This is a genomic window from Nocardia sp. NPDC056100, assembly GCF_042266325.1.
Taxonomy (GTDB): Bacteria; Actinomycetota; Actinomycetes; order Mycobacteriales; family Mycobacteriaceae; genus Nocardia.
In genome coordinates this window covers 1,684,818-1,707,441 of sequence record NZ_JBHJVY010000003.1, presented here as the reverse complement: position 1 = coordinate 1,707,441, position 22,624 = coordinate 1,684,818, and the positions used below count along the sequence as shown (strand labels likewise).

The 22,624-nt window shown below is 68.1% G+C and carries 18 protein-coding genes; 9 read left to right on the top strand and 9 right to left on the bottom strand.

Features of this window, described 5'->3' with window-relative positions; genetic code table 11:
* Nucleotides 1-4: 4 nt before the first annotated feature.
* From ACFC0O_RS29545 to ACFC0O_RS29525, 5 genes are all read right to left on the bottom strand, one after another.
* Entirely contained in the window at nt 5-976 is a 972-nt protein-coding gene (locus ACFC0O_RS29545; protein WP_375963333.1) for a sucrase ferredoxin, read from the bottom strand.
* Nucleotides 973-1,533 carry a YdeI/OmpD-associated family protein gene (locus tag ACFC0O_RS29540; RefSeq protein WP_364646001.1) on the bottom strand — a complete coding sequence of 187 codons (561 nt, stop codon included), beginning with the start codon at nt 1,531-1,533 and terminating at the stop codon, nt 973-975. The genes ACFC0O_RS29545 and ACFC0O_RS29540 overlap by 4 nt, the downstream gene beginning before the upstream one ends.
* A gap of 71 nt (nt 1,534-1,604) precedes the next feature.
* The gene (locus ACFC0O_RS29535) at nt 1,605-2,366 is read right to left on the bottom strand and encodes an alpha/beta fold hydrolase (protein WP_375963934.1); all 762 of its coding nucleotides are present in this window, start codon (nt 2,364-2,366) and stop codon (nt 1,605-1,607) included.
* A gap of 130 nt (nt 2,367-2,496) precedes the next feature.
* Nucleotides 2,497-4,125, bottom strand: coding sequence for a DNA polymerase Y family protein (locus ACFC0O_RS29530; RefSeq protein WP_375963329.1), 1,629 nt, complete (start codon nt 4,123-4,125; stop codon nt 2,497-2,499).
* A gap of 64 nt (nt 4,126-4,189) precedes the next feature.
* Nucleotides 4,190-5,116 carry a hypothetical protein gene (locus ACFC0O_RS29525; RefSeq protein WP_375963327.1) on the bottom strand — a complete coding sequence of 309 codons (927 nt, stop codon included), beginning with the start codon at nt 5,114-5,116 and terminating at the stop codon, nt 4,190-4,192.
* Nucleotides 5,117-5,284: 168 nt separating this feature from the next.
* Between ACFC0O_RS29525 and ACFC0O_RS29520 the strand changes: the two genes are divergently transcribed.
* Nucleotides 5,285-6,439 carry a serine/threonine-protein kinase gene (locus ACFC0O_RS29520; protein ID WP_364640578.1) on the top strand — a complete coding sequence of 385 codons (1,155 nt, stop codon included), beginning with the start codon at nt 5,285-5,287 and terminating at the stop codon, nt 6,437-6,439.
* Nucleotide 6,440: 1 nt separating this feature from the next.
* Here the strand turns inward: ACFC0O_RS29520 and ACFC0O_RS29515 are convergent, their stop codons facing one another.
* Both ACFC0O_RS29515 and ACFC0O_RS29510 read right to left on the bottom strand, forming a co-directional pair.
* Nucleotides 6,441-7,088 carry a response regulator gene (locus ACFC0O_RS29515; protein WP_375963324.1) on the bottom strand — a complete coding sequence of 216 codons (648 nt, stop codon included), beginning with the start codon at nt 7,086-7,088 and terminating at the stop codon, nt 6,441-6,443.
* Between the two features lie 4 nt (nt 7,089-7,092).
* Nucleotides 7,093-8,415: a PspC domain-containing protein gene (locus tag ACFC0O_RS29510; protein ID WP_364640584.1), complete on the bottom strand. Its 1,323-nt coding sequence runs from the start codon at nt 8,413-8,415 to the stop codon at nt 7,093-7,095.
* Between the two features lie 211 nt (nt 8,416-8,626).
* Between ACFC0O_RS29510 and ACFC0O_RS29505 the strand changes: the two genes are divergently transcribed.
* The 7 genes from ACFC0O_RS29505 (at nt 8,627) to ACFC0O_RS29475 (ending at nt 18,659) form a co-directional block, all read left to right on the top strand.
* Nucleotides 8,627-9,871, top strand: coding sequence for a PucR family transcriptional regulator (locus tag ACFC0O_RS29505; RefSeq protein ID WP_375963320.1), 1,245 nt, complete (start codon nt 8,627-8,629; stop codon nt 9,869-9,871).
* A 195-nt stretch (nt 9,872-10,066) separates the two neighbouring features.
* Nucleotides 10,067-11,035 (top strand): alpha/beta hydrolase, encoded by a 969-nt coding sequence (locus ACFC0O_RS29500; protein WP_375963318.1) that lies wholly within the window; start codon nt 10,067-10,069, stop codon nt 11,033-11,035.
* Nucleotides 11,036-11,237: 202 nt separating this feature from the next.
* Nucleotides 11,238-11,888 carry an MspA family porin gene (locus ACFC0O_RS29495; RefSeq protein ID WP_375963316.1) on the top strand — a complete coding sequence of 217 codons (651 nt, stop codon included), beginning with the start codon at nt 11,238-11,240 and terminating at the stop codon, nt 11,886-11,888.
* Nucleotides 11,889-11,953: 65 nt separating this feature from the next.
* Entirely contained in the window at nt 11,954-15,940 is a 3,987-nt protein-coding gene (locus tag ACFC0O_RS29490; RefSeq protein ID WP_375963313.1) for a WD40 repeat domain-containing protein, read from the top strand.
* Nucleotides 15,941-16,046: 106 nt separating this feature from the next.
* On the top strand, nt 16,047-16,691 hold the full coding sequence (locus ACFC0O_RS29485; RefSeq protein WP_375963311.1) for an MspA family porin: 645 nt from the start codon (nt 16,047-16,049) through the stop codon (nt 16,689-16,691).
* A gap of 89 nt (nt 16,692-16,780) precedes the next feature.
* Nucleotides 16,781-18,466: a PspC domain-containing protein gene (locus ACFC0O_RS29480; RefSeq protein ID WP_375963309.1), complete on the top strand. Its 1,686-nt coding sequence runs from the start codon at nt 16,781-16,783 to the stop codon at nt 18,464-18,466.
* On the top strand, nt 18,459-18,659 hold the full coding sequence (locus ACFC0O_RS29475) for a hypothetical protein (RefSeq protein WP_364640608.1): 201 nt from the start codon (nt 18,459-18,461) through the stop codon (nt 18,657-18,659). The genes ACFC0O_RS29480 and ACFC0O_RS29475 overlap by 8 nt, the downstream gene beginning before the upstream one ends.
* A 123-nt stretch (nt 18,660-18,782) precedes the next feature.
* On the opposite strand, the gene guaA is transcribed toward ACFC0O_RS29475, so the two are convergent.
* On the bottom strand, nt 18,783-20,348 hold the full coding sequence (gene guaA, locus ACFC0O_RS29470; RefSeq protein WP_375963306.1) for a glutamine-hydrolyzing GMP synthase: 1,566 nt from the start codon (nt 20,346-20,348) through the stop codon (nt 18,783-18,785).
* A gap of 209 nt (nt 20,349-20,557) precedes the next feature.
* On the opposite strand from guaA, the gene ACFC0O_RS29465 reads away from it, so the two are divergent.
* Nucleotides 20,558-21,409, top strand: a complete 852-nt coding sequence (locus ACFC0O_RS29465; protein WP_375963304.1) for an alpha/beta fold hydrolase — start codon at nt 20,558-20,560, stop codon at nt 21,407-21,409.
* Between the two features lie 80 nt (nt 21,410-21,489).
* On the opposite strand, the gene ACFC0O_RS29460 is transcribed toward ACFC0O_RS29465, so the two are convergent.
* The gene (locus ACFC0O_RS29460; protein WP_375963302.1) at nt 21,490-22,623 is read right to left on the bottom strand and encodes a GuaB3 family IMP dehydrogenase-related protein; all 1,134 of its coding nucleotides are present in this window, start codon (nt 22,621-22,623) and stop codon (nt 21,490-21,492) included.
* Nucleotide 22,624: the final 1 nt, after the last annotated feature.

Here is a 22,624-nt window from a genome sequence, read left to right as displayed (position 1 = left end):
TACCTCAGGGCAGCAATCGAATCCGATCCGCCACCACCGCGGTCGCGGGTTTGGGCTCGGCCCCGCAACTGGCCTGGCGCGGGGCGTAGGCGACGGTGCGGGCGGTGACCAGCCAGCGACGGCCGTCCCGATGCGTCACGGTGGCCGCGCCCGCGCAGGTGGCCGGATCGCGCGCGGTGGCGCTGTCGATATCGGTGGCCGTCACGATGAGATCGTCGATCAGCGCCCCGGCATCGGCATCCCCGGCGGCGGGCTGTCCCGCGCCGGAGGTATAGCTCTCATCGCTGATCAGTTGGCGCACAGCGACTTCCGCGACCTGCTCGACCGGGGTGTAGCAGCTGCGGCCGCGGAAACCGGTCAGGCTGACCTCACCGCGATCGGCGGCGGCGACCATGGCGCGCGCCGAATCCGCGTCCAGGCGACCGTAGGTCAGGCCCGAGGGGAGCTGGATCACCGCGGGGGCGAAGCGGTGACCACCGGTATGCGAGCACTCCCACACCCGATCGGGATACTCCTCGATCAGACTCGCGGCGATGGGACGGCCGAGCCGTGCGCAACACTGATCGCGTTTACCGTGCGCGCAGACCAGGATCGGCGGTTCCGGCACGGCCGCCCCGATACCCGGGGCGGGACCGTTCAGCAGGTGCAGGTCCAGATCCAGCAGTTCCTTCAGATCGGCGATCTCGAACCGCTCACACCATGACCCGCTCGGGCGCGAACTGGCGATGAGAACCGTTCGCACACCGGTGAATTCATTGCGCCCGGGACGGCGGATGAGGGTCGGGCGCACCCGGGCGGCCTTGGTGCGGGCGGCCAGATCCGCGGTGATCTCCGGCCCGAGCACCTCATCGCCGATCACATCGCGGCCCCAGGCCCCGGGTTGTTCGATACACAGCCAGCCGGTGATGCGGGTCGCGCTGCCGGGGAGCGGAATCTCCAGTGCGGCGGCGGAGCAGGGCATACCGTCGAATGTCATAGCGGTTGCCCGTCGGACAGTTTGCGAATGAGCTGTTCGAGGCGGCGTGCCCGCGCCTCCGGGCGGACCGCGCTGCCCAGGTGATAGTCGACTGCGATGCGGGATTGCACGGGCAGGGTTTCGAAGAAGGCCGCGGCCTCGGGGTGCCGGGCCAGCGCCGCCAGGAAATCCTCCGGCAGATCATCGGCCGAGGCGTTGTCCCAGCGGCCGTCTTCCTTGGCGCGATCGATCTCGGCCTGTCCGGCGGGATGCATGAGCCCCTGTTCGATCAGTTCCGCCACCAGTTCGGTATTGCGCTGCGACCAGGGACTGCGGCGGCGGCGCGGGGTGAAGCCGACAAGATAGAACTCCTCGTCCACCGGTTTGGCCTGACCGTCGATCCAGCCGAAGCACAGCGCCTGGCGCAGGGCGGCGGCATGCTCGAGCGAGATGTGGCCGGAGCCTTTTTTGGCGAGTTTCATCCAAATGCCGTCCACTGCGGCGTGATTGGCCGACAGCCATTCCCGAAACGACTGCTCATCGGCGAAGAACAGGGTGGGACGCTCGAGTGCGGACACCCGCTAACTGTAGATTCCGCCCGAACCGCCGGTGTTCGGTGCCCGGAAAACGCAATATGCCCGATTGCCGATCAGGGGTGCAGGAACGGCAGCACCGCGGCCTCGAATTCCTGATACCGATCGCGGTGAATACTGTGCCCGGAACCGAACACCCGCACCGCGAAATCGGGCACCGCGGCGCGCATCGACTCCAGCTTCGCCGGATCCACCATGCCGCCCGGCCCGCCGCGCAGGAACAGGGTCGGCGCGGTGATCTCGCCCAGCCCCTCCCACCACTCCGGATACGGTTTGCGGAACTGCTCCAGCGCGGTCCCGGTCATGGACCGGTCGAACGCCAGCACCGCGCGCGGATGCCGCAGCACACTGGTGGTGGCATGCCACAGCTCCGGCACCGACGGCAGTCGGCGCGTGAACGTCACCTGCTCATCGCCCGAGCGCAATGGCAGCGGCTGCTCCTCGATCACCAGGCGGCGCACCAACTCCGGTCGCCGCATGGCCACCCACGACACCGCGTACCCGCCCAGCGAATGCCCGACCAGATCGACCCGATCCAGGCCGAGTCGCTCGCACAACGCCAGCACATCCGCCCCGAACTCCGGGAAGAGATAGGAATCGGTATGCGCACTGCGGCCGTGCCCGCGCAGATCCGGAATGATCACCCGGCGGCCCTGCCGCACCAGCCGCGCCGCGAACCGATCCCAGGTATGCCCGTCCCCGCCCATACCGTGCACCAGCATGATCGGCGGCTCGGCCGCATCCCCCGGACCGGAATCCCGATAGGCGATCAGCACGTCCCCGAACGCCTCGCGCGCAACCGTCAACTCCACGATCATCAAGCCTACGGATCCGCTCTGAAGCTCGCCGCCGGTTGTGCGCATCGCCATAGCCGATGAATCGTCACGGCCGCCATAACTGTCAACACGGCCGCCGGTTGGAAGATCGTGCAGATCGCCCGGTCGGTGTTCACTCGTAGAGGCCCTCGACGTGCCAGGTGCGGTCGTAGCCGAGCAGCAGTAGGACGCGATTGTCGGAATCCAGCTGGACCTGGGCGCGAGCCGCCACCCCGTGCTGGATCCCATGGACCCACCAGCGGTCGTCCAGCGGCCAGGGACCAGCCCAGCCGGTCAGCTTCCAGGAACGACTACCCCAGTGCAGTTGTGCCGGATCAGCGGTGAAAAGGCCGCGGTCGGTGACCCAGATCGGGCTGCCGTCGGCGGCTTCCAGCCGCACCTCGGGCCGGGTCGCCCACACCACGGTGGGAGCGGGTTCGGGCAGGCGGCCTGGCCAGGGCTGTGCCGGATCGGCCGCCGGGACCGGCTCCTCACCGAGCGGAACCAGGGTGACCCGCTCAGCCGGACCGCGCCCGCCACTGAGCACCCCCAACCGCACGGCATCACCCCCGAGCAGCCCCTGCACCCGGATCAACGCCCGCCGCGCCCGCTCCTCGTCCTCACCGACCCCACCCCACAGCCCCAATTGCAGCGCCCCCGCCGAGACCACCTCGATAGGCTCCAAACGCAGCAGAGTGATCGGATCAGCCGGAGCGTCATCCCACTCCGGTATCGAATCCTCTTGTGTCCCAGCGGGTCTGCGCGCGCGGCGGGCGCGGTCGAGGGAGCGGCGGGTGAGCCAGCCGTCGAGTTGCCAGCGGACGCGGTCGGCGGTGCTGTCGGGGGTGAGGGGTTCGGCGCAGCGCCAGATGCGGGAGAACTGTTCGCCGGATTCGGTTTCCGCGTGAATGGCCAGGCGGGTGCAGGCCACCGCGGCGGCGGCGAGCGATTCGTGCAGGCGGGTGGCGAGCAGGCGACCGGCGAAGGCGGCGGCGTCCACCCGGTCTATCGGTGGGTCGCAACGGTATTCGACGGTGAGGTCGGGGGCCGGGGTCTGCGCCGACGGCGGGCGTTCGGGTTCGGCACGGGAACACCGGTGCGCGGCAATGGCATCGGAGCCGAAACGGGAGGACACCTCGGCCGGGGTCAGGGCCGCGAAATCACCGATGCGGCGCAAACCCAGGCGGTGCAGCAGATCCACCAGGTCGGCGCGCTCCGGGGCGGCCAGCGCCGGTTCGGCCGACAGTTCGGAGACCGGCAGCGGCGCAAGGAATTCCGCGCCCCTACCGGTCTCGACGATGGTGGCGCGGCGCGCCGCCAGCACGGCCGTGGACATCTCGTCGGCGATACCGATCTGGCATTCCACCCCGACCGCCGCCACCGCGTCCACCAGTCGTTCCGCCGCGATCTCCTCCGATCCGAAGAACCGCGCCGCACCGCGCGCCGACAGCACCAGCAGTCCGGGCCGCAGCACCTCCACCCCGGGCACCGTCGCATCGACCGCCGCCACCACCGGCTCGAACAGTCGCGCGTCCCGATCCGGATCATCCTGCGCCACCAGCAATTCCGGACAGCGGCCCTGCGCGTCACGTTTACGCAGCCCGCGCCGCACCCCCGCCGCCCGCGCCGTCGCCGAACACGCGATCACCCGATTCGCCGACAGCACCGCCACCGGCCGCGTCACCGCGGCGCCCGCCTCGGCGGCGGCCGCGACGGCGGGCCAGTCCAGGCACCACAGCGCCACCACCCGCCGCGCCTTCACATCGGCCTCGGCGAGAACGCGCCGAGAGCGCTACTGCGCGGCATGACGCCCGGGCCGATCGCGGTCAGGAGACGGCATGGTGCACGGCGGTGAGCGGTTCGGCCACAACATGATTCGTATCCACCCATTCGACCCGGCCGTTATTCGGGCAGAGCGCGAGATTCCCGGTCCGGGGCTGGGCGGATCGCCCCTGCACCGAGACGTCCAGCCGCAGGGTGCGCAACCGGCCGCGCCCGCGCCCGAGACCGGAGTACGCGGCGACCCGGGTGTCGATGCACAGCACCGAACCCGCCCAGGAACCGCCGGTCACCACCAGCGTCGACCCCCGATTGCGCGCCCGCGCGGTGAGCACCCGGGTGCGGGATATGGGCACCCGAGCGCCGTTCAAGCCCAGAACCACCAAATCCAGGCCATCCAGCAACACCGAGGCGACCTCCAGCGGATCCGAGCCCGGATCCGCGACAACGGCCAAACGATCCAGCCGCGCACCCATTTCGGCCGCCGCCAGCAAGCCGAAACGCGGCAGCCCGATCACCGCGGCATGCCCGCCGGAACCGGTCACCGCGGCCAGCAAACCGGACAGCAGCGCATTGCCGCCGCTGTATCGCACCACCGATCCCTTGGCCAAACCGCCCTCGGGCAAAAGGCTTTCGAGCGCCGCGGGCACCGGCAGCGCATCCCGCCGCAGCGATTCGGCCAGGGCCCGCGCACCCCTCTCCTCGGCCACCTGCGGGCTCACCCGCGCGGGCGGAGCACTCGTCCCCGGGAGCTCCGGCGTGATCGGCGATACGCCGGTCACAACCCCGCTATCAGCACCGACGGGCCGCAACCCCGCTGCGGTCGGTCGCGATGCGGCGGCCCCGGCGCGCGGGGCTGCCACCGGGCCCGGCCCGGGCGCGACCGCCGCCTGCACCCCGCGCGCCGGAATGGCCGCCATGCGTCGCCGCAGTTCAGCGAGCTGCGCCTGCTTCGCTTCCGCCGCCGCACTCATCTATCGACCCACCTCTCCCAACCGATGTCCGAGCCCGAGGAGACAGCACCGATCCAGCTACCTAACATAATCGAATATATGTTCGATCGAAGCAAAGTAGAACTCGAGTGTCGCCGCGCGTCAAGAGGGTGTGGCGCAAACGTTCGGCTTCGAAGGAGGCCGTTCAGGATGGTTTTCCGCTACCCTGCACCCGTGACCGAACGCGCCCGTCCCATCGTCGGCCCCGATTACCTGGTTGCCGGCCGCTATCGCCTCCAGTCGAAGCTCGGTGGCGGTGGCATGGGTGCGGTATGGCTGGCGACCGACCGCCTACTCCACCGCGATGTCGCCATCAAACAGGTGCTCACCACCGCCGGACTCAGCGAGGACGAGGCGCAGGAGGTGCGCAAGCGGATCATGCACGAGGGCCGGGTCGCCGCCAAGCTCTCCCATGAACACGCCATCGCCGTCTACGACGTGGTGCTGGAAGCCGGTGAACCCTGGCTGGTGATGGAGTACCTGCCCTCTCGCAGTGTGGCCAAGGCACTTTCGCTGGCCAACGCGCTCTCCCCCATCGAGGTGGCGCAGATCGGCGCACAGGTCGCCGACGCCCTTGCCACCGCGCACGCGGCGGGCATCGTGCACCGCGATATCAAGCCCGGCAACATTCTGGTCGCCGATCGCGGTGACGAGGTCGGCATGGTCAAGCTCAGCGACTTCGGCATCTCCAGCGGTGCGGGCGACGCCTCCGACGATCCCGGCGACGTCATCACCGGCACCCCCGCCTATCTGCCGCCGGAGGTCGCGCGCGGCACCCAGCCCAGCGCCGCCAGCGACGTATTCTCGCTCGGCGCAACGCTGTACACCGCCATCGAGGGCCAGCCGCCGTACGGCTTCCACGAGGACAGCGATGTGATCGTGGAACGCGCCGCCATGGCGCAGATCATTCCGCCGCAGCGCAGCGGACAGCTCACCGAGGTGCTGCTGCACATGATGGAACCGGCGCCGCAGCGCCGCCCCACCATGACCGAGGCGCGCAATGAGATCCTCACCGCCGCATTCGGTCCCGGCACCGCGCCCTACATCCTGGGCGCACCGGTGCGCACCGATGACGGCACCATTCCGGCCTGGGCGGCCCGCAATTCCGCCGCCGGACTGCGCAGCCCGCACTCCAGCCCGCTGCCTCGGCCGCAGCGCGCCAATGCCTCGGCTCCGGCTGCGCCGCAACAGAAGTCGAAGGGTTTCGACTTCGCCAAGCTCGGCCCCAACGCCGGACCGCTCGCGGTGGCGATCGGCCTGCTCATCGGCCTGCTGATCATCATCGTCATTCTGGTGGCGCTGTAATTCAGTCGATACGGCGGCGATGCGCCCAGCGCGTCAACGCGTTTCGATTGGACTGCTGGGTTTTACGCAGCACGTTCGAGGCATGGGTCTCGACCGTCTTCACCGAGATGAAAAGGTTCTCGGCGATCTCACGATAGGTGTAGCCGCGCGCCAGCAGCCGCAGCACCTCCAGCTCACGCGGAGTCAGTGAATCGAGCTCCGGATCCAGCGGCGGTTCGGGCACCTGCGACTTGCCGGTGAACGAGTCGAGCACGAAACCCGCCAGGCGCGGGCTGAATACGGCATCGCCACCCGATACCCGGCGAATACCGTCGGCCAACTCCGGCCCGGAAATCGTCTTGGTGACATAGCCGCGCGCCCCCGCGCGAATCACCGCGATCACATCCTCCGCGGCATCGGACACGCTGAGCGCCAAGCACACCGGCCCCGCCTCGATACCCTGCAATACCGCCACGCCGCCACCGTCCGGCATATGCACATCCAGCAGCACCACATCCGGCGTGGTCGCCTTGATACCGGCGATGGCCTCGGCCACCCCGCCCGCCTCGCCGACCACCTCCATATCGGATTCGCGACTCAGCTCGGCCCGCACCCCGGACCGGAACACGGCGTGATCATCGACCAGAAACACCCGGACGCTCAACAACATCTCCTCATTCGGCGGCGGAATTCTCTTGCTGCACCACAATGCGCTCGTCCGCACCATCCTTGCGCGGCATGATGATTCGCACCTCGGTGCCCCGCCCCGGCGTGGACAGGATCTCCACCTTGCCACCCCGGCGCTCGATCCGCGCGCGGATGGATCTGCTCAGCCCCTGCCGGTCGGATTCGACGGCGTTCACATCGAAACCCTTACCGCGATCGCGCACGAACACGCTCACCTGATGCGGTTCCACCTCGGCGAACAGATCGATCGACGGCACCTCGGCATGTTTGGCGGCGTTCACCAGCGCCTCCCGGGACGCGCCAAGCACCGCGGTGAAATGCTCCTTGGGGAGGCCGATTCCGCTGTCGTCCACATCCATGGAGACATCGCCGACCGTCACCGGCGTCACCTTCACCCCGTGCTGATCCTCCACCTCACCGGAGATGGTGCGCAGTGCGGCGGCCAGACTCGATTCGGCCGGACCGGAATCGTCGAACAGCCAGCGGCGCAGTTCACGTTCCTGACTGCGCGCCAGCCGCACCACCTCGTGCGGATCCTCGGCCTGCCGCTGAATCAGGGCCAGGGTCTGCAATACCGAATCGTGCAGATGCGAGGCGATCTCCTCGCGCTCGTCATTGCGAATGCGCGCCGCGCGTTCATCATTGAGCGCCCGCACCATGCGCAGCCACAGCGGCACCGTGAGCAGTCCGGCCCCGACCAGGGTCACCGCCACCGCCAGTAGCGCCGACCCCATCGAACTCCAGTTGATGCGCGCCAGCACCACCACGCCCAGCCCGACCACGATCAGCGTGGCGCCGCCGACAATGCGCGCCCAGGTGACCACCGACGGCCGCGCGGGCAGGCCGATGACCGATCGCGGTCCGTCCGCGTCGAATTCGCGCCACACCAGCGCCGCGCCGATCGCCACCACGATGACCGGGCCGATCACATGCGCGGCGGTACCGCTGAACAACCACGACATGCCAACGGACAGCGCCAAACCCAGCAGCACCAGGCCGCCCGCCTGCCGCCGCTCCGAGGCGGACGGCCGCGCCTGATCATCACCGCCGGGGGTGAAGATCCAGAGCATGCCGTAGGCCACCACCCCGGCCCCGAGCAGACCGGAAAGCAGTACGAACGCGATGCGCACCTTGAATACGTCGATGCCGAGGTGATCGGAGATTCCGCCCGCCACACCGCCGACCACCCGGCCGCCCGCCCGCCGCACCAGTTTCGGCGGCTGACCCGCCGGACCGGCCGCGTCGACGGACCCGCGCGCGGGATCGAACGCCCCACGGGCAGGGTCGAACAGGGGTGCGGACGGATACATGCCTTCGATACTGGCATGCGGCCGTGACACGCGGCATCGGGAAACACCCCGATTCGGCCCTGAGAACCGCCGCCGCGCGGTAGCGCCCTCGGTGCACGAAATGTAGAACATCGGCGTCTAAATTTGTCTCCGGAGACAAACATATTGTCGAAATCGACGACCGGATTGCACAAAGATTGCGTCGAATCCTGTTCCACGTGACAATTCGGCGATGTCCATCACGCAGCATCACCTCACCCTCGACGCTCCGGTCCTGCTGCGATTGCTGCCCAAACTCTCCGAACTGGCGGACGAACTCTTCGCCGCCGGCCTGGCCACCGTGCCCGGTGCGGAACAGGTACCCGACGAGCTCTTCGCCGATGACGTCGCGGCGCGCATCATCAGCGGAACCATGGCCGTCCTGCGCGCGGTCGACGAACGGCGGGACGTGGACGAGCACGAGCTGATCGAACTGATCACCCCGATCGTCGAACAGCGTGCCGAGGAACGCATCCCGCTGCGCGTGCTCATCACCGCGTTCTTCGGCAGCGTGCGCCTGCTGTGGCGCAAGGCGGCCGCCGCGGCCGCGCCCGAGGATCTGCCCGATCTGATCGCGCTGTCGGAGATCCTGCTCGAGGTGCTCCAGCGCTCGACCATCGCGATGGCCGAAACCCATGCCGATGTGGAACGTTCGCTGTACGGCAGTGAACGCGAAGCCCGCCGGGAACTGTGCGCCGCCCTGCTACGCGGATCGCCCACCGCCGATCTCGCGGCCCGCGCCGATATCACCATCGCCGAGAGCTACGACATGATCGCGCTCCAGGTGGTGCCGCCCGACCATTCGATTCCCCTGGTGGACAATGCCATCGCCCGGCGGCGCATGCAGCGGGCCCAGCATGCGCTGGAGGAACTGGCCGGTGGCACCACGGCGCTGCACACCTTCGACGGCGCGGCCGGAATCGCGCTGCTGCCGCCCGGACCCATCCGGGGTGCGGCCCAGTACGCGGCCCTCGCGGCCGATCTCGAGCAGATCTTCAACGTTCCCGTCGTGATCATCGACTTCGGCGCGGTGGTCCGCGCCGACCTCCCCGAATCCAGTACGCAGATCACCGAATTCGGCGTACTGGCTCGAAAACTGGGCCGTCCCACCGGGGCCTATCGCCTCGACGATCTGATGCTGGAGTATCAGCTCACCCGTCCCGGACCTGCCCGGGATCGGCTGGCGTCGCGCATCACCCCGCTGATCGAGCATCCGCATCTGCTGGAGACGCTCGAGATCCACATCCGATACGGCTGGGATCGCAAGAGCGCGGCCGCGGCGATGCACCTGCACCCCAACAGTTTCAGTTATCGATTGCGGCGCATCGCCGAACTCACCGGATTCGATCCCGCCGACCCCTACGATTCGCGGATGCTGGCGGCGGCGCTGACGGTGTACCGGCTCAGCGAACCCGAACCCGCCTTCGTCCCGAATTAGTCTCCGGTCACAAATCCGGACCGCCGGGTTCTCCCGAACATGCAGTGACACCGCGTGTTCCGGCCTTCGATACTTGTCTCCGAGCACATCGGCACACGATGATGCCGGGCGGCGACGGGGCCGGAAACAGCTGTACCCCGGTGCGCGCGGACCCCGGTCCGCCGGGCACGACCGCACCGGCGGGAAGGCACCCTCATGACCGCGTCGGATCCCCTGCACCGCACCGATTTTCCCGGCGGCAGCCCGCAATCCCGGCTGGTATCGGCCCTGATCCGCGGTACGGTGCGGCCGCTCATCTCGATCTGGGCGCGCCATCCTCGGCTGCGCTGGCCCTACCGCGCCGCCGACTGGCTGGGGCGTCCACTGCCCGGTCCGCGCGGGCTCACCCGCACCGCGGTGGCGCTGCCCGAATGCGGTGCGACACTTACCGTCCCGGACGTCGTGGATCCGGAGCGCTTCGTGCTGTATCTGCACGGCGGCGGCTTCGTCGTCGGCGGACGGCATCTGCACCGGCAACTGACCGCGCGTTTCGCGGTGCGCTTGCGCACCCGGGTGCTCGCCGTGAACTATCGCAAGCTGCCCGAACACGGCATCCCACTGGCGATTTCGGACTGCGTCGACGGTTACCGGCGGGCATTGGAGTGGGGTTATCCACCCGAGAAGATCACCCTCATGGGCGATTCGGCGGGCGGCTATCTGGTCTTCATGACCGCGGTGGAGATCCGCAGGCGCGGATTGCCCATGCCCGCCGCCATCGTGTCCATGGCCCCGCTCGCCGATTGGGATTTCAGCGCCAAGCTCGCCGCGGCCACCGCGCACACCTGCGATATCTTCGCCCCCGGCGCGATACCCGCGTTCGAGGTGATGGCGCGCGCGGCGGGCGGCGGAATCGTGCCGGAATCGCCCGCGCACTGCGATCTCACCGGTCTGCCGCCGACCCTGATCCAGGCGAGCTCCTCGGAGATGCTCTACCCCGACGCCGTGCTGATGGCGGAACGGCTACTGGCGCACGGCGTCCCGTGCCGGCTGCAGATCTGGGGCGATCAGGTGCATGTGTTCCAGGCGGCCGCCGGGTTCGCGCCGGAGGCCACGGCCGCCGTCGCCGAGATCGGTTCCTTCGTCGACGGCATCCTCGATGCGGCGGGCGAATACCGCTCGGCCTGAACGCGATACGAGCCGGTTCCTGTCCGGTCCGGACAGCGGACCGGCTCGCGCGCGGCCGGACCGGATAACCGGTCACACCAGCCGCTACCAGGTGTTTCTCCCTAGTCCGGTCCGAAACTCCGGCGTCCGGAGCCGTGCTCCTCCCTACCTTTTGATCAGCGGGTCATCGAGTCCCGCAACAAGGTTCGGGGAGGAACCAGACATGATCATCAAGACCGCGATCGCCGGAGCGCTCACCGCACTCAGCTTCATCGCTGCGCAGGGCGAGGCACAGGCCGGAGCACTGGCACCGCACGAGAAGACGGTGACCGCGCCCAACGGCATGAGCGTCACCGTCGGGCACACCGATAACGCCATCCGCCCGGTGCCACCGTTGAACGGTATGCCGACCAGTCGAGAGGCGTACCTGGACAACACGTCCTACGGCACCGTCACCGGCGGCACCGGCAACCTGCACACGGGCTGGTTCATCGCCTGCGCCGTCGACCTGGACGTCAAATTCGATATCAAGGCCAGCGCGGGCATCGATGTGAACGCCTCGGTGGGGGCGAGCGCGAGCCTGACCGAGGTGACACCGACCGCCAGCGTATCGATCTCACCCGAGCTCGGGGCGAGCATCGGAGCCAACCTGTCGATCACGCCCGGCAAGATCATCGATCTGACCCTGCCGCCCGCGCTCACCGATAAGGATCTGCCCGCGAGCGGCACCGGCTACATCATCAACCGCGACTACCGCCTCACCGTGCAGAACTGCGGCGGACCACTGACCGTGCAGGCGTACACCGTCGTCCAGGCGACCTCACCCGAGGCCAGCGTGACGGAATACGTTCTCGGCGACCCGATGTCGCTGTGATCCGCGCACGACGGCGGCTAAATTGGCGGTATGCGGGCGGGGAGCGATCGAATGCCGGACGGACCATGGTGACCGGGGACACCGACTCCGATCCCCAGGTCCGTTCACCCCGAACGCATTTCGCCCAGCGCTTCGCCGAACTATATGAGGCGGCGGGCAATCCGACCCTCCGCCGCGTCGCCGCCGCAGCCGAACAACGCATGCGCGCCGCGCAGGGCACCCGCCCGGGCGGCGCGTCCGCACAGCGCATCAGCGATTGGAAAGCGGGCCGAAATGTCCCCGCCCGCTTCGAATCCCTGCTCCCGGTGGTGCTCACCCTCATCGACCTGGCCCGCAAAACCGGACAACCACTGACCCGGGAACTCGCCGAACCCAAGGAATGGCAACGCCTCTGGCACTCCGCCACCACCTGGAACCCGGAAGCCGACACCGAATCCGCCTGCCCCTACCCGGGTCTGATCTCCTACGCCAGCGCCGACCACAACCTCTTCTTCGGCCGCACCCGCGCCACCACCGAACTCACCGACCTGATCCGCACCACCACCGGCCCGATCACCCTCATCGGCGCCTCCGGCGCAGGCAAATCCTCCCTCTTGGCAGCGGGCATAATCCCCGCCCTAACCGACTGGGAGACAACCGCACTCACCCCCGGCACACACCCACTCACCGCACTCGCCGAGGCACTCACGGAATCCACACAAGCCGATTCAGCACCCGCACAGCTCGATTCGGCTCTCGCCCCGCGCACGGACGGCCCGCGCCGACTGCTGATCATCGACCAATTCGAGGAACTCTTCACCACCTGCGCCACCGAACGCGAACGCGAGGACTTCCTCACCACCCTGCACACCGCCGCCACCCGCACCGACGACCCCATCGCCGTCGTACTCGCCCTGCGCGCCGACTTCTACGCCCACTGCCTCAACTATCAGCTCCTCCAGCAGTCCCTGGAGGAGCGCAGCTACCTCCTGGGCCCCATGCGCCCGGACGAACTGGCACAGGCGATCTCGGCCCCCGCCCGCGCCGTCGGCCTGGAACTCGAACCCGGCCTCGAAGAACTCGTCATCACTGAACTCTGCGGCGCGGGCGACCACCACGGCCGCCCCACCTACGACCCCGGCGCCCTCCCCCTGCTATCCCACGTCATGGCCGCGACCTGGCAGCAGCGCGAAGGCCGCCGCCTCACCACGAACGGCTACCGCCGCGCGGGCGGGGTGGTCGGCTCGGTCACCGAGACAGCCGAACACGCCTGGAACGAGCTGACCCAACAGCAACAAACCGCGGCGAAGAATATTCTGCTCGGACTCGTTGTGGTAAGCCAGGATTCGCGCGACACCCGCCGTACCGCACAGCGCCCGGAACTGCTCCGCCGAGCAGGCGATCCCGAGGACGCCACCGCCGTGCTGGAGCTGCTGTCCCGAACCCGCTTGATCAGTCTCGACGCGGACGCCGTGACCCTCACCCACGAGATCGTGCTCACCGCCTGGCCCCGCCTGCGCGCCTGGATCGACGAGGACCGAGTCGGCTACCTGGTGCGTCAGCGCGTCGAGCTCGATGCCGCGGAATGGGCTGCGCAGGAGCGTGATTCCTCCCTGCTGTATCGCGGCACCCGGCTCCGGAACGCTCTCGACCACGTGAATCCACCGCCCGTCGGTCCACTGGCCGAGGAGTTCCTTACCGCCGCGAGCACGGCTCGCATCCGCACCCGCCGCCGGTCCTCGCGCACCAAGGCCATCCTCGCGGTGCTCGGTGCCGCCCTGCTGGTGCTCGGCTTCGCCGCCTACGCTCAGACCCGGCTGGTCGATCAGCAACGCGAGAACAAGACGTTCACCGCGGTACTGGCCGAGGCCGACCGCATGCGCGGCTCGGATCCGTCGCTGGCCGCACAGCTGTATCTGGTTGCACGCCAACTGCGCCCGCATGACGAGGAGGTGCGCACGCGGCTGCTGCGCACCCAGGACATGCCACTGGTCACCACGAGTCCGGGGCATCCGGACGGCATCTGGCAGCTGCACTACCGCCCGGGCAATGTGCTCACCACGCTCAGCTGGGACAACACAGTGCGCAGATGGGATGTGACCGACCCGCGCCACCCGGTGGCTCTGGGCCAGCCACTCGCCGACGTCGACTTCATCGCCACCAGCCCGGACGGCGCGCTGCTGGCCACCAGCGATCAGGACCGGCGGATCCTGATCTGGGATATGCGCGATCCCGCCACTCCGCGACAACTCTCGGTGCTACCGCCACCCGGTAAGAACGTCATGGATATGCGATTCGCGGGCAGTGACGGCCGCACCCTCGTCCTGGTCGCCAACGACCGTCTGACGTTCTGGAACCTGCGCAATCCCGTCGCCCCGATCTCGGGACCTGCCCATGAATTACACAGCCCCACCACAGTCCTGTCGACCCCCCACATCGCGGTCAGCCCGGATGGTCGCATGCTGGCTGTCGGGCGCGACACCGACGGAAATGCGTTCACCGCGGCCATCGAACTGCTGAGCCTCGGCGACGATATGACAACACGGGTCATCGTCGATCGGCTCGCTCCCGGCGAAATCTCGATCGGTGATCCGGTTTTCAGCCCCGACGGCCGCACCCTGGCCGTCGCCACCTACGGCGGGACCTCGACCTCGCTCAACAGCAAGGGCTTCATCCAGTTCTGGAATATCACCGATCCCGCCAAACCACAGCAGGTCGGGATGCCGCTCGCCACCGGCACCACCGGTGTCACGGCCCTGGCCTACAGCCCGGATGGCCGCACCCTGGCGTTCTCCGGCGCCAAGGGCATAGCGCTGTGGAACGTCACCGAACCCGAAGTCCCGGCGCTGATTACAGATGAGCTCTCGGTCACGAGCACCACCTGCCGTGTACGAAGCTCCGAATTTCCCTGTACCGGACAACCATTGGATTTCACCTTCACCGCCGACGGGCGAAATCTACTGGCGGCCGGTGTAGGTGGAGAAATCCTGACCTGGTCACTGCCGCCGTCGATGCTCACCGGGCACGCCGGAAGTATGTCGACGCCGCATTTCGACATCAGCGGCGACCGCATGACCACCCAGTCCAGTGACGGTCGCATCACCGTCTGGGACCTGCGGAACCGCAACGCCCCCGGTCGAATCGGCGAATACCGGGTGCCGCCCGGCCTCTACAGCACCGAATTGTCCCCGGACGGTCGCACCCTGCTGCTGGTCGACCCGAATCGTGCCGCGCCACTGCAGTTCCTGGATCTGTCCGACCCCGCACACATCACGGTGCAGGCCCAGTGGCAGGTACCGGGCGATCAGACCCAAACCTTCCGGTTCAGCCCGGACTGGCGGACCCTGGCCACCGTGGACAGTAAGGACCGGGTCCAACTCTGGGAACTGACCGACCGCGCCCACCCCCGGGCATCGGGCGCACCGCTGACTCTGGAATCGGCCGCGGCCACCGACGTCTACTTCGGTATCGACGGCAAAACCCTGATCACAGAGCAGCAGACGGGCGGACCCACGAAGTTGGATATGGTCGTCACCCGCTGGGACATCACCGATCCGGACCACCCGCGCAGCCAAGGCGACCCGCTTCGCATAGCCGGTGACCAATTTCTACGCGGTGTGCAGTTCTCCCCCGATCAGCGCACCATGATCACCATCACCCAGCAGACCATCCGGCTGTGGGACATCAGCGACCCAACTCGATTCACCCAACTGGGCGACCCCATCGCCGCGCACTCACAAATGGTGTCATCGCTGGTGTTCACCACCGACGGACGAACCATGGCCACCTCCAGCACCGATGGATCGGTACAACTCTGGGACTTCACCGACCGCGCCCACCCGCGCCACAGCGGCGCGCCACTCATCGAACCCGGAACCGCCCCGTGGATCCTCACGTTCCCTCCGAACGGCCACCACCTCGTCGGCGTCACCGACGACGGCGCAATCCGCCTGTGGGACTTGAACGAACAGACCGCCGTCGACCGTGTGTGCACGATCACCGGCAAATACTGGACCCCGGAACTCTGGCAGCGCTACCTGCCACAACTCCCCTACAACCCACCCTGCGACTGACCGCGCGCACAGGCGATTCACAGTCATCCCGCAGCAGCCATGGAGGTTGCGGCTAGATCATCAGTGCTGGCTCGCAGGGCGGGTCGCCTGGTGGATGGGGAGAAGAATGCAACGCACATGGGTAGTGGCTGCCCTGATCGCTGTGGGCGGGTGCGTGCTGGGCGCGCCCGGGGCGGGCGCGGTGACGTCCGCGCCGCATGAGAAGAGTTACTCCACGCCGAACGGGTTCGAGTTCACGGTGGGGAATCAGGATCAGGATGTGCGGCCGGTGCCGCCCATGAACGGGATGCCGACCAATCGGGAAGTGTTCCTGGACAACACTTCCTACGGGAAGATCGCGGCGGGCGGCAAGGGGCATCTCAAGGCCGGGTATTACGTGGCGTGCCAGGTCGACGTGGACGCCAAACTGCATATCGATCCCGAGTTCGATCCCAACCCGGGCGTCACCGCGCACGCGGGCGTCGGGCTGGACGGGCCGCAGGCCGGGGTCGACATGTCGATGGGGCCGACCGTGTACGGCGGTATCGGACTCGACATCTACCTGGCCCCGGGCAAGATCGCCGATGTGCTCGCCGGGGAGAAGGATCTGCCCGGCGACGGCAGCCTCGCATACCTGATGAACAAGGACTTCCACCTCAATGTCACCGGCTGCGGCGGACAGCTCACACTGCGGCCGTACACCATCATCACCGCCAACTCCGACGGTGACGGCGGCAGCGGCGCGGTCTACGGAGACCTGATCACGCTCTGAGCGATTCCCCGCCCCGACAGGCAATTCAGGTGCGGTTTCAGGGTCTTCCCCGATGCGCCCGGACCCGGCGCACAACCACCATGGAAGCCATGACGAGAACGAGCGACTGGTCCAGGGGCACCGGGCGTGCCGGCTTCGCGGAACAGATTCAAGAGATGTGGCAGAGCCGGCCGCTGCGCCTGCCCCAGCAGGGACCGATCGCGGGCGTCGCCGCCGGATTCGGCCGCCGCTACAACGTCGACCCGGTACTGATCCGGGTCGCGTTCGTGGTGTCGGCACTGTTCGGCGGCGCGGGCATCGTGCTCTACCTGCTCGGCTGGCTGCTGCTCAACCAGGCCGGCGACCAGTCCTCGGCGGCGGAATCGCTGTTCGGCAAGGGCCAGAGCTCGCAGACCTCGTCCAAGACCATCGTGCTCCTGGTGGCGTTGGGGATCGCCGTGAGCACGATGGGCCCCGTCGGCATCGGACTCGGCGGATCCGGTGTGGTGAGCTTCGGGCTCATGCTGGCCGGGTGGTGGCTGCTGCATCAGCGCCAGCCCGAACCGCCGATCGGATATCTGGAACAGGCGGGTGAGGGCGCGCTCGGCGGATTCCCGGTCGCCAACTCGCCGTTCTGGACCGGATATCCCGGCACCACAGCGCCTTTCGAGACGTACGGGCCGTACACCAAACTCCCGGACAGCTATGTCCCGGACCCGGCGACCCAGCAGGCCGCGGAAGCCCCCACCGAAGCCTTTGCCGCCCAGGGTGTTCCGATGCCCGAGCAGGCCACGACCGTACTGCTCCGCAAGGACGCTCCGGCCGACGAAGCGACCGACGTACCTGCCAAAACGCCGGTAGACGCTGCGGCACAGGATATTCCACCGGTCACCACCAACGACACGGTGGTGCTGACCAAGAGCGCGACGACCCAGGACGATCCGAACTCCGACACGGAGACGCCATCGGAGTCCACCGGCACCGCCCTCGACATCCCGCCCGGCGACAGTCCGGCGGTACCGCCGAACCCGCCCGAAGCGCCTGTCCTGCACCGCATTCCGCCGACCGGCGAACGACCCTCCTACGCCTACGGTCCGGCTCCGATCTCCCCCGACTTCGGCCCCACCCCGCCCGACTGGGATCCGCTCGCGGTGGCTCCGCTGGCCTGGGATCTGCCCGAACCCGTTCCGGCACAGTCACAAACGCAACCGGTCCAGGTGGCTCCGCGCAAGCCGCGCTCCCGGCTGACCCCCGTCGTCATCGGCCTCTCCATCCTGGCCGCGGCGGCAGCGGGTTCGGCGGCCGCGGCGGGCGTGGAATGGATGACGCCCGGCCGAATCGGCGCGGCCGCACTGGCGGTGCTGGCCTTCGGACTCGTCATCGGCGCGTTCCTGCGCCGCGGCTACGGCCTCATGGTGCTGCTCGCCCCGCTGGCCGGATTCGTCATCCTGTCCTCACTGATCGGCCCGATCCAATTCGATCAGGGCGCGATGGGTGATCGCACCTGGTCCGCGGCCGCCGGAACCGAACTGCTGCCGGAGTATCACGTCTCCATGGGCTCGGCCACCCTCGACCTGAGCAAACTGGCGCTGACCGAGGACAAGACCACCAAGGTCTCGGTACGCATGGGCGATGCCCGCGTGGTGCTGCCGGAGAACCTGCGGGTGAACACCACCTGCACGGTGCGGCTCGGTGATTCGAACTGTGTGAGTGGAATGTCCGGCCCCGCAACGGGTCCGGTCCTCAATCTGACCGTGGATGTGCAAATGGGTAATGCGGAGGTGCGTCGTGGCTGAGCAGAAGAATCGCAAACCGTCCTTCTCACTGCTGCTGGCGGGCCTGCTCGGCCTCGGAGTGAGCGTCTGGGCCTTCATCGGACCCAGCTCCTGGCCGGTGTCCGAAGGCATCTCACTCGGCTGGATTCTGGTCATCGCGGCCATTGTTGTCGGAATCGTGCTTGTGCTTTCCCCCCGGAAGAACAGAGACTGAATCACGCGCTGCCCCACCCTCGCCGGGGCAGCGCACCGCCTAACCGGACTGCCCTCCGAGAAGGCAGAAGGCCCCTCGCCAGTACGGCGAGGGGCCTTCGTTATGCGCCGGACAGAGCCCGGCTCACTCCCATTCGATGGTGCCCGGCGGCTTGCTGGTCACATCGAGCACTACGCGGTTCACATCCGCGACCTCATTGGTGATGCGGGTGGAGATGCGCTCCAGCACCTCGTACGGCAGCCGCGTCCAGTCCGCGGTCATCGCGTCCTCACTGGAGACCGGGCGCAGCACGATCGGATGACCGTAGGTGCGGCCGTCGCCCTGCACGCCGACACTGCGCACATCCGCGAGCAGCACCACCGGGCACTGCCAGATCGACTTGTCCAGACCGGCGGCGGTAAGTTCCTCGCGCGCAATGGCATCGGCCTGACGCAGCAGATCCAGACGGTCCTGATTCACCTCGCCGATAATGCGGATGGCCAGACCCGGACCCGGGAACGGCTGGCGCGCAACGATTTCCTCCGGCAGGCCGAGTTCACGGCCGACCGCGCGCACCTCATCCTTGAACAGCAGGCGCAGCGGCTCGACCAGCGAGAACTCCAGATCGTCGGGCAGGCCGCCGACGTTGTGATGGCTCTTGATATTCGCGGTGCCGGTGCCGCCGCCGGACTCGACCACGTCCGGGTACAGGGTGCCCTGCACCAGGTATTCGACCTTGGTCTCGCCCTGCTCGCCGACCACCTCGGAGACCGCGTCCTCGAACGACCGGATGAACTCCCGGCCGATGATCTTGCGCTTCTCCTCCGGATCGGTGACGCCCTTGAGCTCACCCAGGAACTTGTCCACAGCGTCAACGGTGACGAGCTTCGCGCCGGTCGCGGCCACGAAATCCCGCTGCACCTGCTCCCGCTCACCCGCGCGCAGCAGACCGTGATCGACGAACACACAGGTCAGCTTGTCGCCGATGGCACGCTGCACCAGCGCCGCCGCCACCGCGGAATCCACACCACCGGACAGACCACAGATGGCATGCCCGTCACCGACCTGCTCGCGCACCTGATTGATCAGCGCCTCAGCGATATTCGACGCCGTCCACGCCGCCGGAATGCCCGCGATCTCATGCAGGAAGCGGCTCAGAATCTGCTGACCGTGCGGCGAATGCAGCACCTCGGGGTGGTACTGCACACCCGCCAGGCGACGCTCCAGGTTCTCGAACGCCGCGACCGGCGCGCCCGCGGAGGTGCCGGTGACCTCGAAACCGGCGGGGGCATCGGTGACCGCGTCACCGTGGCTCATCCACACCGGCTGCCGAGTCGGCAGGCCGCCGTGCAGAATGCCGCCGTCGACGCTCAACTCGGTGCGGCCGTACTCGCGCGTCCCGGTGTGCGCGACGGTGCCGCCGAGCGCCTGCGCCATGGCCTGGAATCCGTAGCAGATGCCGAAAACCGGCACATCCAGATCGAACAGGCGCGGATCCAGCTGCGGCGCGCCCTCCGCGTACACACTGGACGGACCACCGGAGAGAATCACGGCGAGGGGCTGCTTCTCCGCGATCTCCTCGACGGTGGCGGTATGCGGCACCACCTCGGAATACACGCTCGCCTCGCGCACCCGGCGCGCGATCAATTGCGCGTACTGCGCACCGAAGTCGACAACTAGGACTGGTCGCTGGGTATCTGCCACCGTCATAGTCTAAAGAGCGACATAGGACACAGCGGACCCGCCTCTCCCAGCAAGAAGTCGCCTCGATCGGAACGAGACGAGGGGTCGTTTTCGACGGCGCAAGGGCCTTCCGGCCTCGAACTTCCGGGCACTCCTGTCCCGGGTCGCGGGCCGTGCGGCACCGGCCACGTACAAAGCGACCGTTTTTGTCAGAGCGTCTGGCTATCCTCTATCTCGTGCCATTCGCCCGTGCGATCGATGCAGAGATCCACTACGAGGACAGCGGGGGCGAGGGTCCGGTACTGCTTCTCGGGCACGAATTCCTCATGGACAGAACGATGTTCGCGTCGCAAAAGGCGGCGTTGACACCGGAATTCCGATTGGTCACATGGGATGCCCGCGGCCACGGCGACACTCGCGACGAGGGTCTGCCGTTCACGTATTGGACCTGCGCCCGCGACGCGCTCTCCGTACTGGATCAGCTAGGCGTGGAAAGGGCCGTGCTGGGCGGGATTTCGCAGGGCGGCTTCATCGCGCTGCGCACCGCCCTGCTGGCCCCCGAACGCGTCTCCGCCCTGGTGCTCGTCAGCGCCGAGGCGCATGAGCCCACCGCCACCGAACTCGACAATGCCCGCAAGTTCCTGGACAAATGGCAGGACGACGCCTCCCGCGCGGCCCTGGCCGATCATCTGGCGCGCTCACTCATCGGCGATGACAGGTGGTATCGCTCGGTCTGGGTGCGGCACTGGCTCGCCCGCGACCCGCACGCCACCGAGATCGCCGCGGGAGCCCTACTGAGCCGCGACTCGGTCCTGGACCGACTAACCGAAATCACCTGCCCCACACTGGTTATCCACCCCACCCGCAGCGGTATCCCGCGCTCGCACGCCCGCACCCTGGCCGACCGCCTCCCGACGGCCCACTACCTCGAACTCGACGGCGGCCACCGCACCGTCAACATGACCCATCCGGCGGCCGTCAACTCCGCCATCCAGGATTTCCTGCGCGAACACATCACCCCCCGCCCCCTCTCCTCCCCCCGAGTCCGCACCGGCGAAGTACCCATCCCCCGCAAAACGCCCCGCTGACAAGGGATTTCGACTCCCGGAAACGACTTCGCCCCCGACCCGCGAATACGCGGACCGGGGGCGAAGCTTCAAAGCTCTACTCAGGCACGGATGTTCAGACCGACCTTCTGGAATTCCTTGAGGTCCGAATAGCCGGTCTTGGCCATCGCGCGGCGCAGGCCACCAACGAGATTCAGCGAACCGAAGGGGTCGTTGGACGGGCCGTCCAGGACCTGGGACAGCGGGACGCGCTCCTCGTCGATGGCGTAGGGCAGCAGCGCGCCACGCGGCACGGAGGGGTGCGCGGCGGCGGACGGCCAGTACCAGCCCGCACCGGGGGCCTCCTGGGCCAGCGACAGCGGCACGCCGAGCATGACCGCGTCCGCACCGCAGGCGATGGCCTTGGCGATATGGCCGGAGGTCAGCGTCTCACCGTCGGCGATGACATGCACGTAGCGGCCACCGGTCTCGTCCAGGTAATCCCGGCGCGCGGCGGCGGCGTCGGCGATGGCGGTGGCCATCGGAACCCGAATGCCGAGCACCTCATTGGTGGTGGTCGCGCCCTGCAGGGAGCCGTAGCCCACGATGACACCGGCCGCACCGGTGCGCATCAGGTGCAGCGCGGTGCGGTGATCACTCACGCCGCCCGCGACCACCGGCACATCCAGCTCGGCGATGAACGTCTTGAGGTTCAGCGGCTCACCATCGCCGACATGCTCGGCGGAGATGATGGTGCCGTGCACGACCAGCAGATCGATTCCGGCCTGCACCAGGCTCGGGGTGAGCGCGCGCGCGTTCTGCGGGCTGACCCGCACCGCGGTGGTGACACCGGCGCCGCGCACCTCGGCGACCGCGGCGGCGAGCAGTTCGGGCTGCATCGGCGCGGCGTGCAACTGCTGCAGCAGCTGCACCGCGGCCTCGGTGCCCTCCTTCTCGGCTACCTCGGCGAGCTGCTGGATCTTGGCCTCGACATCGGCGTGCCGGGCCCACAGGCCCTCACCGTTGATGACGCCCAGGCCGCCGGCCTTGCCCAGCTCGATGGCGAAGCGCGGGGACACCAGCGCATCGGTCGGATGCGCCAGGAACGGAATCTCGAAGCGGTAGGCATCGAGCTGCCACGCGACGGACACCTGCTTCGACGAACGAGTCCGCCGGGACGGCACGATGTCGATATCGTCCAGTTCGTAGGTGCGCCGGGCGGTCCGGCCCATGCCGATCTCGACCATATCGCGCATA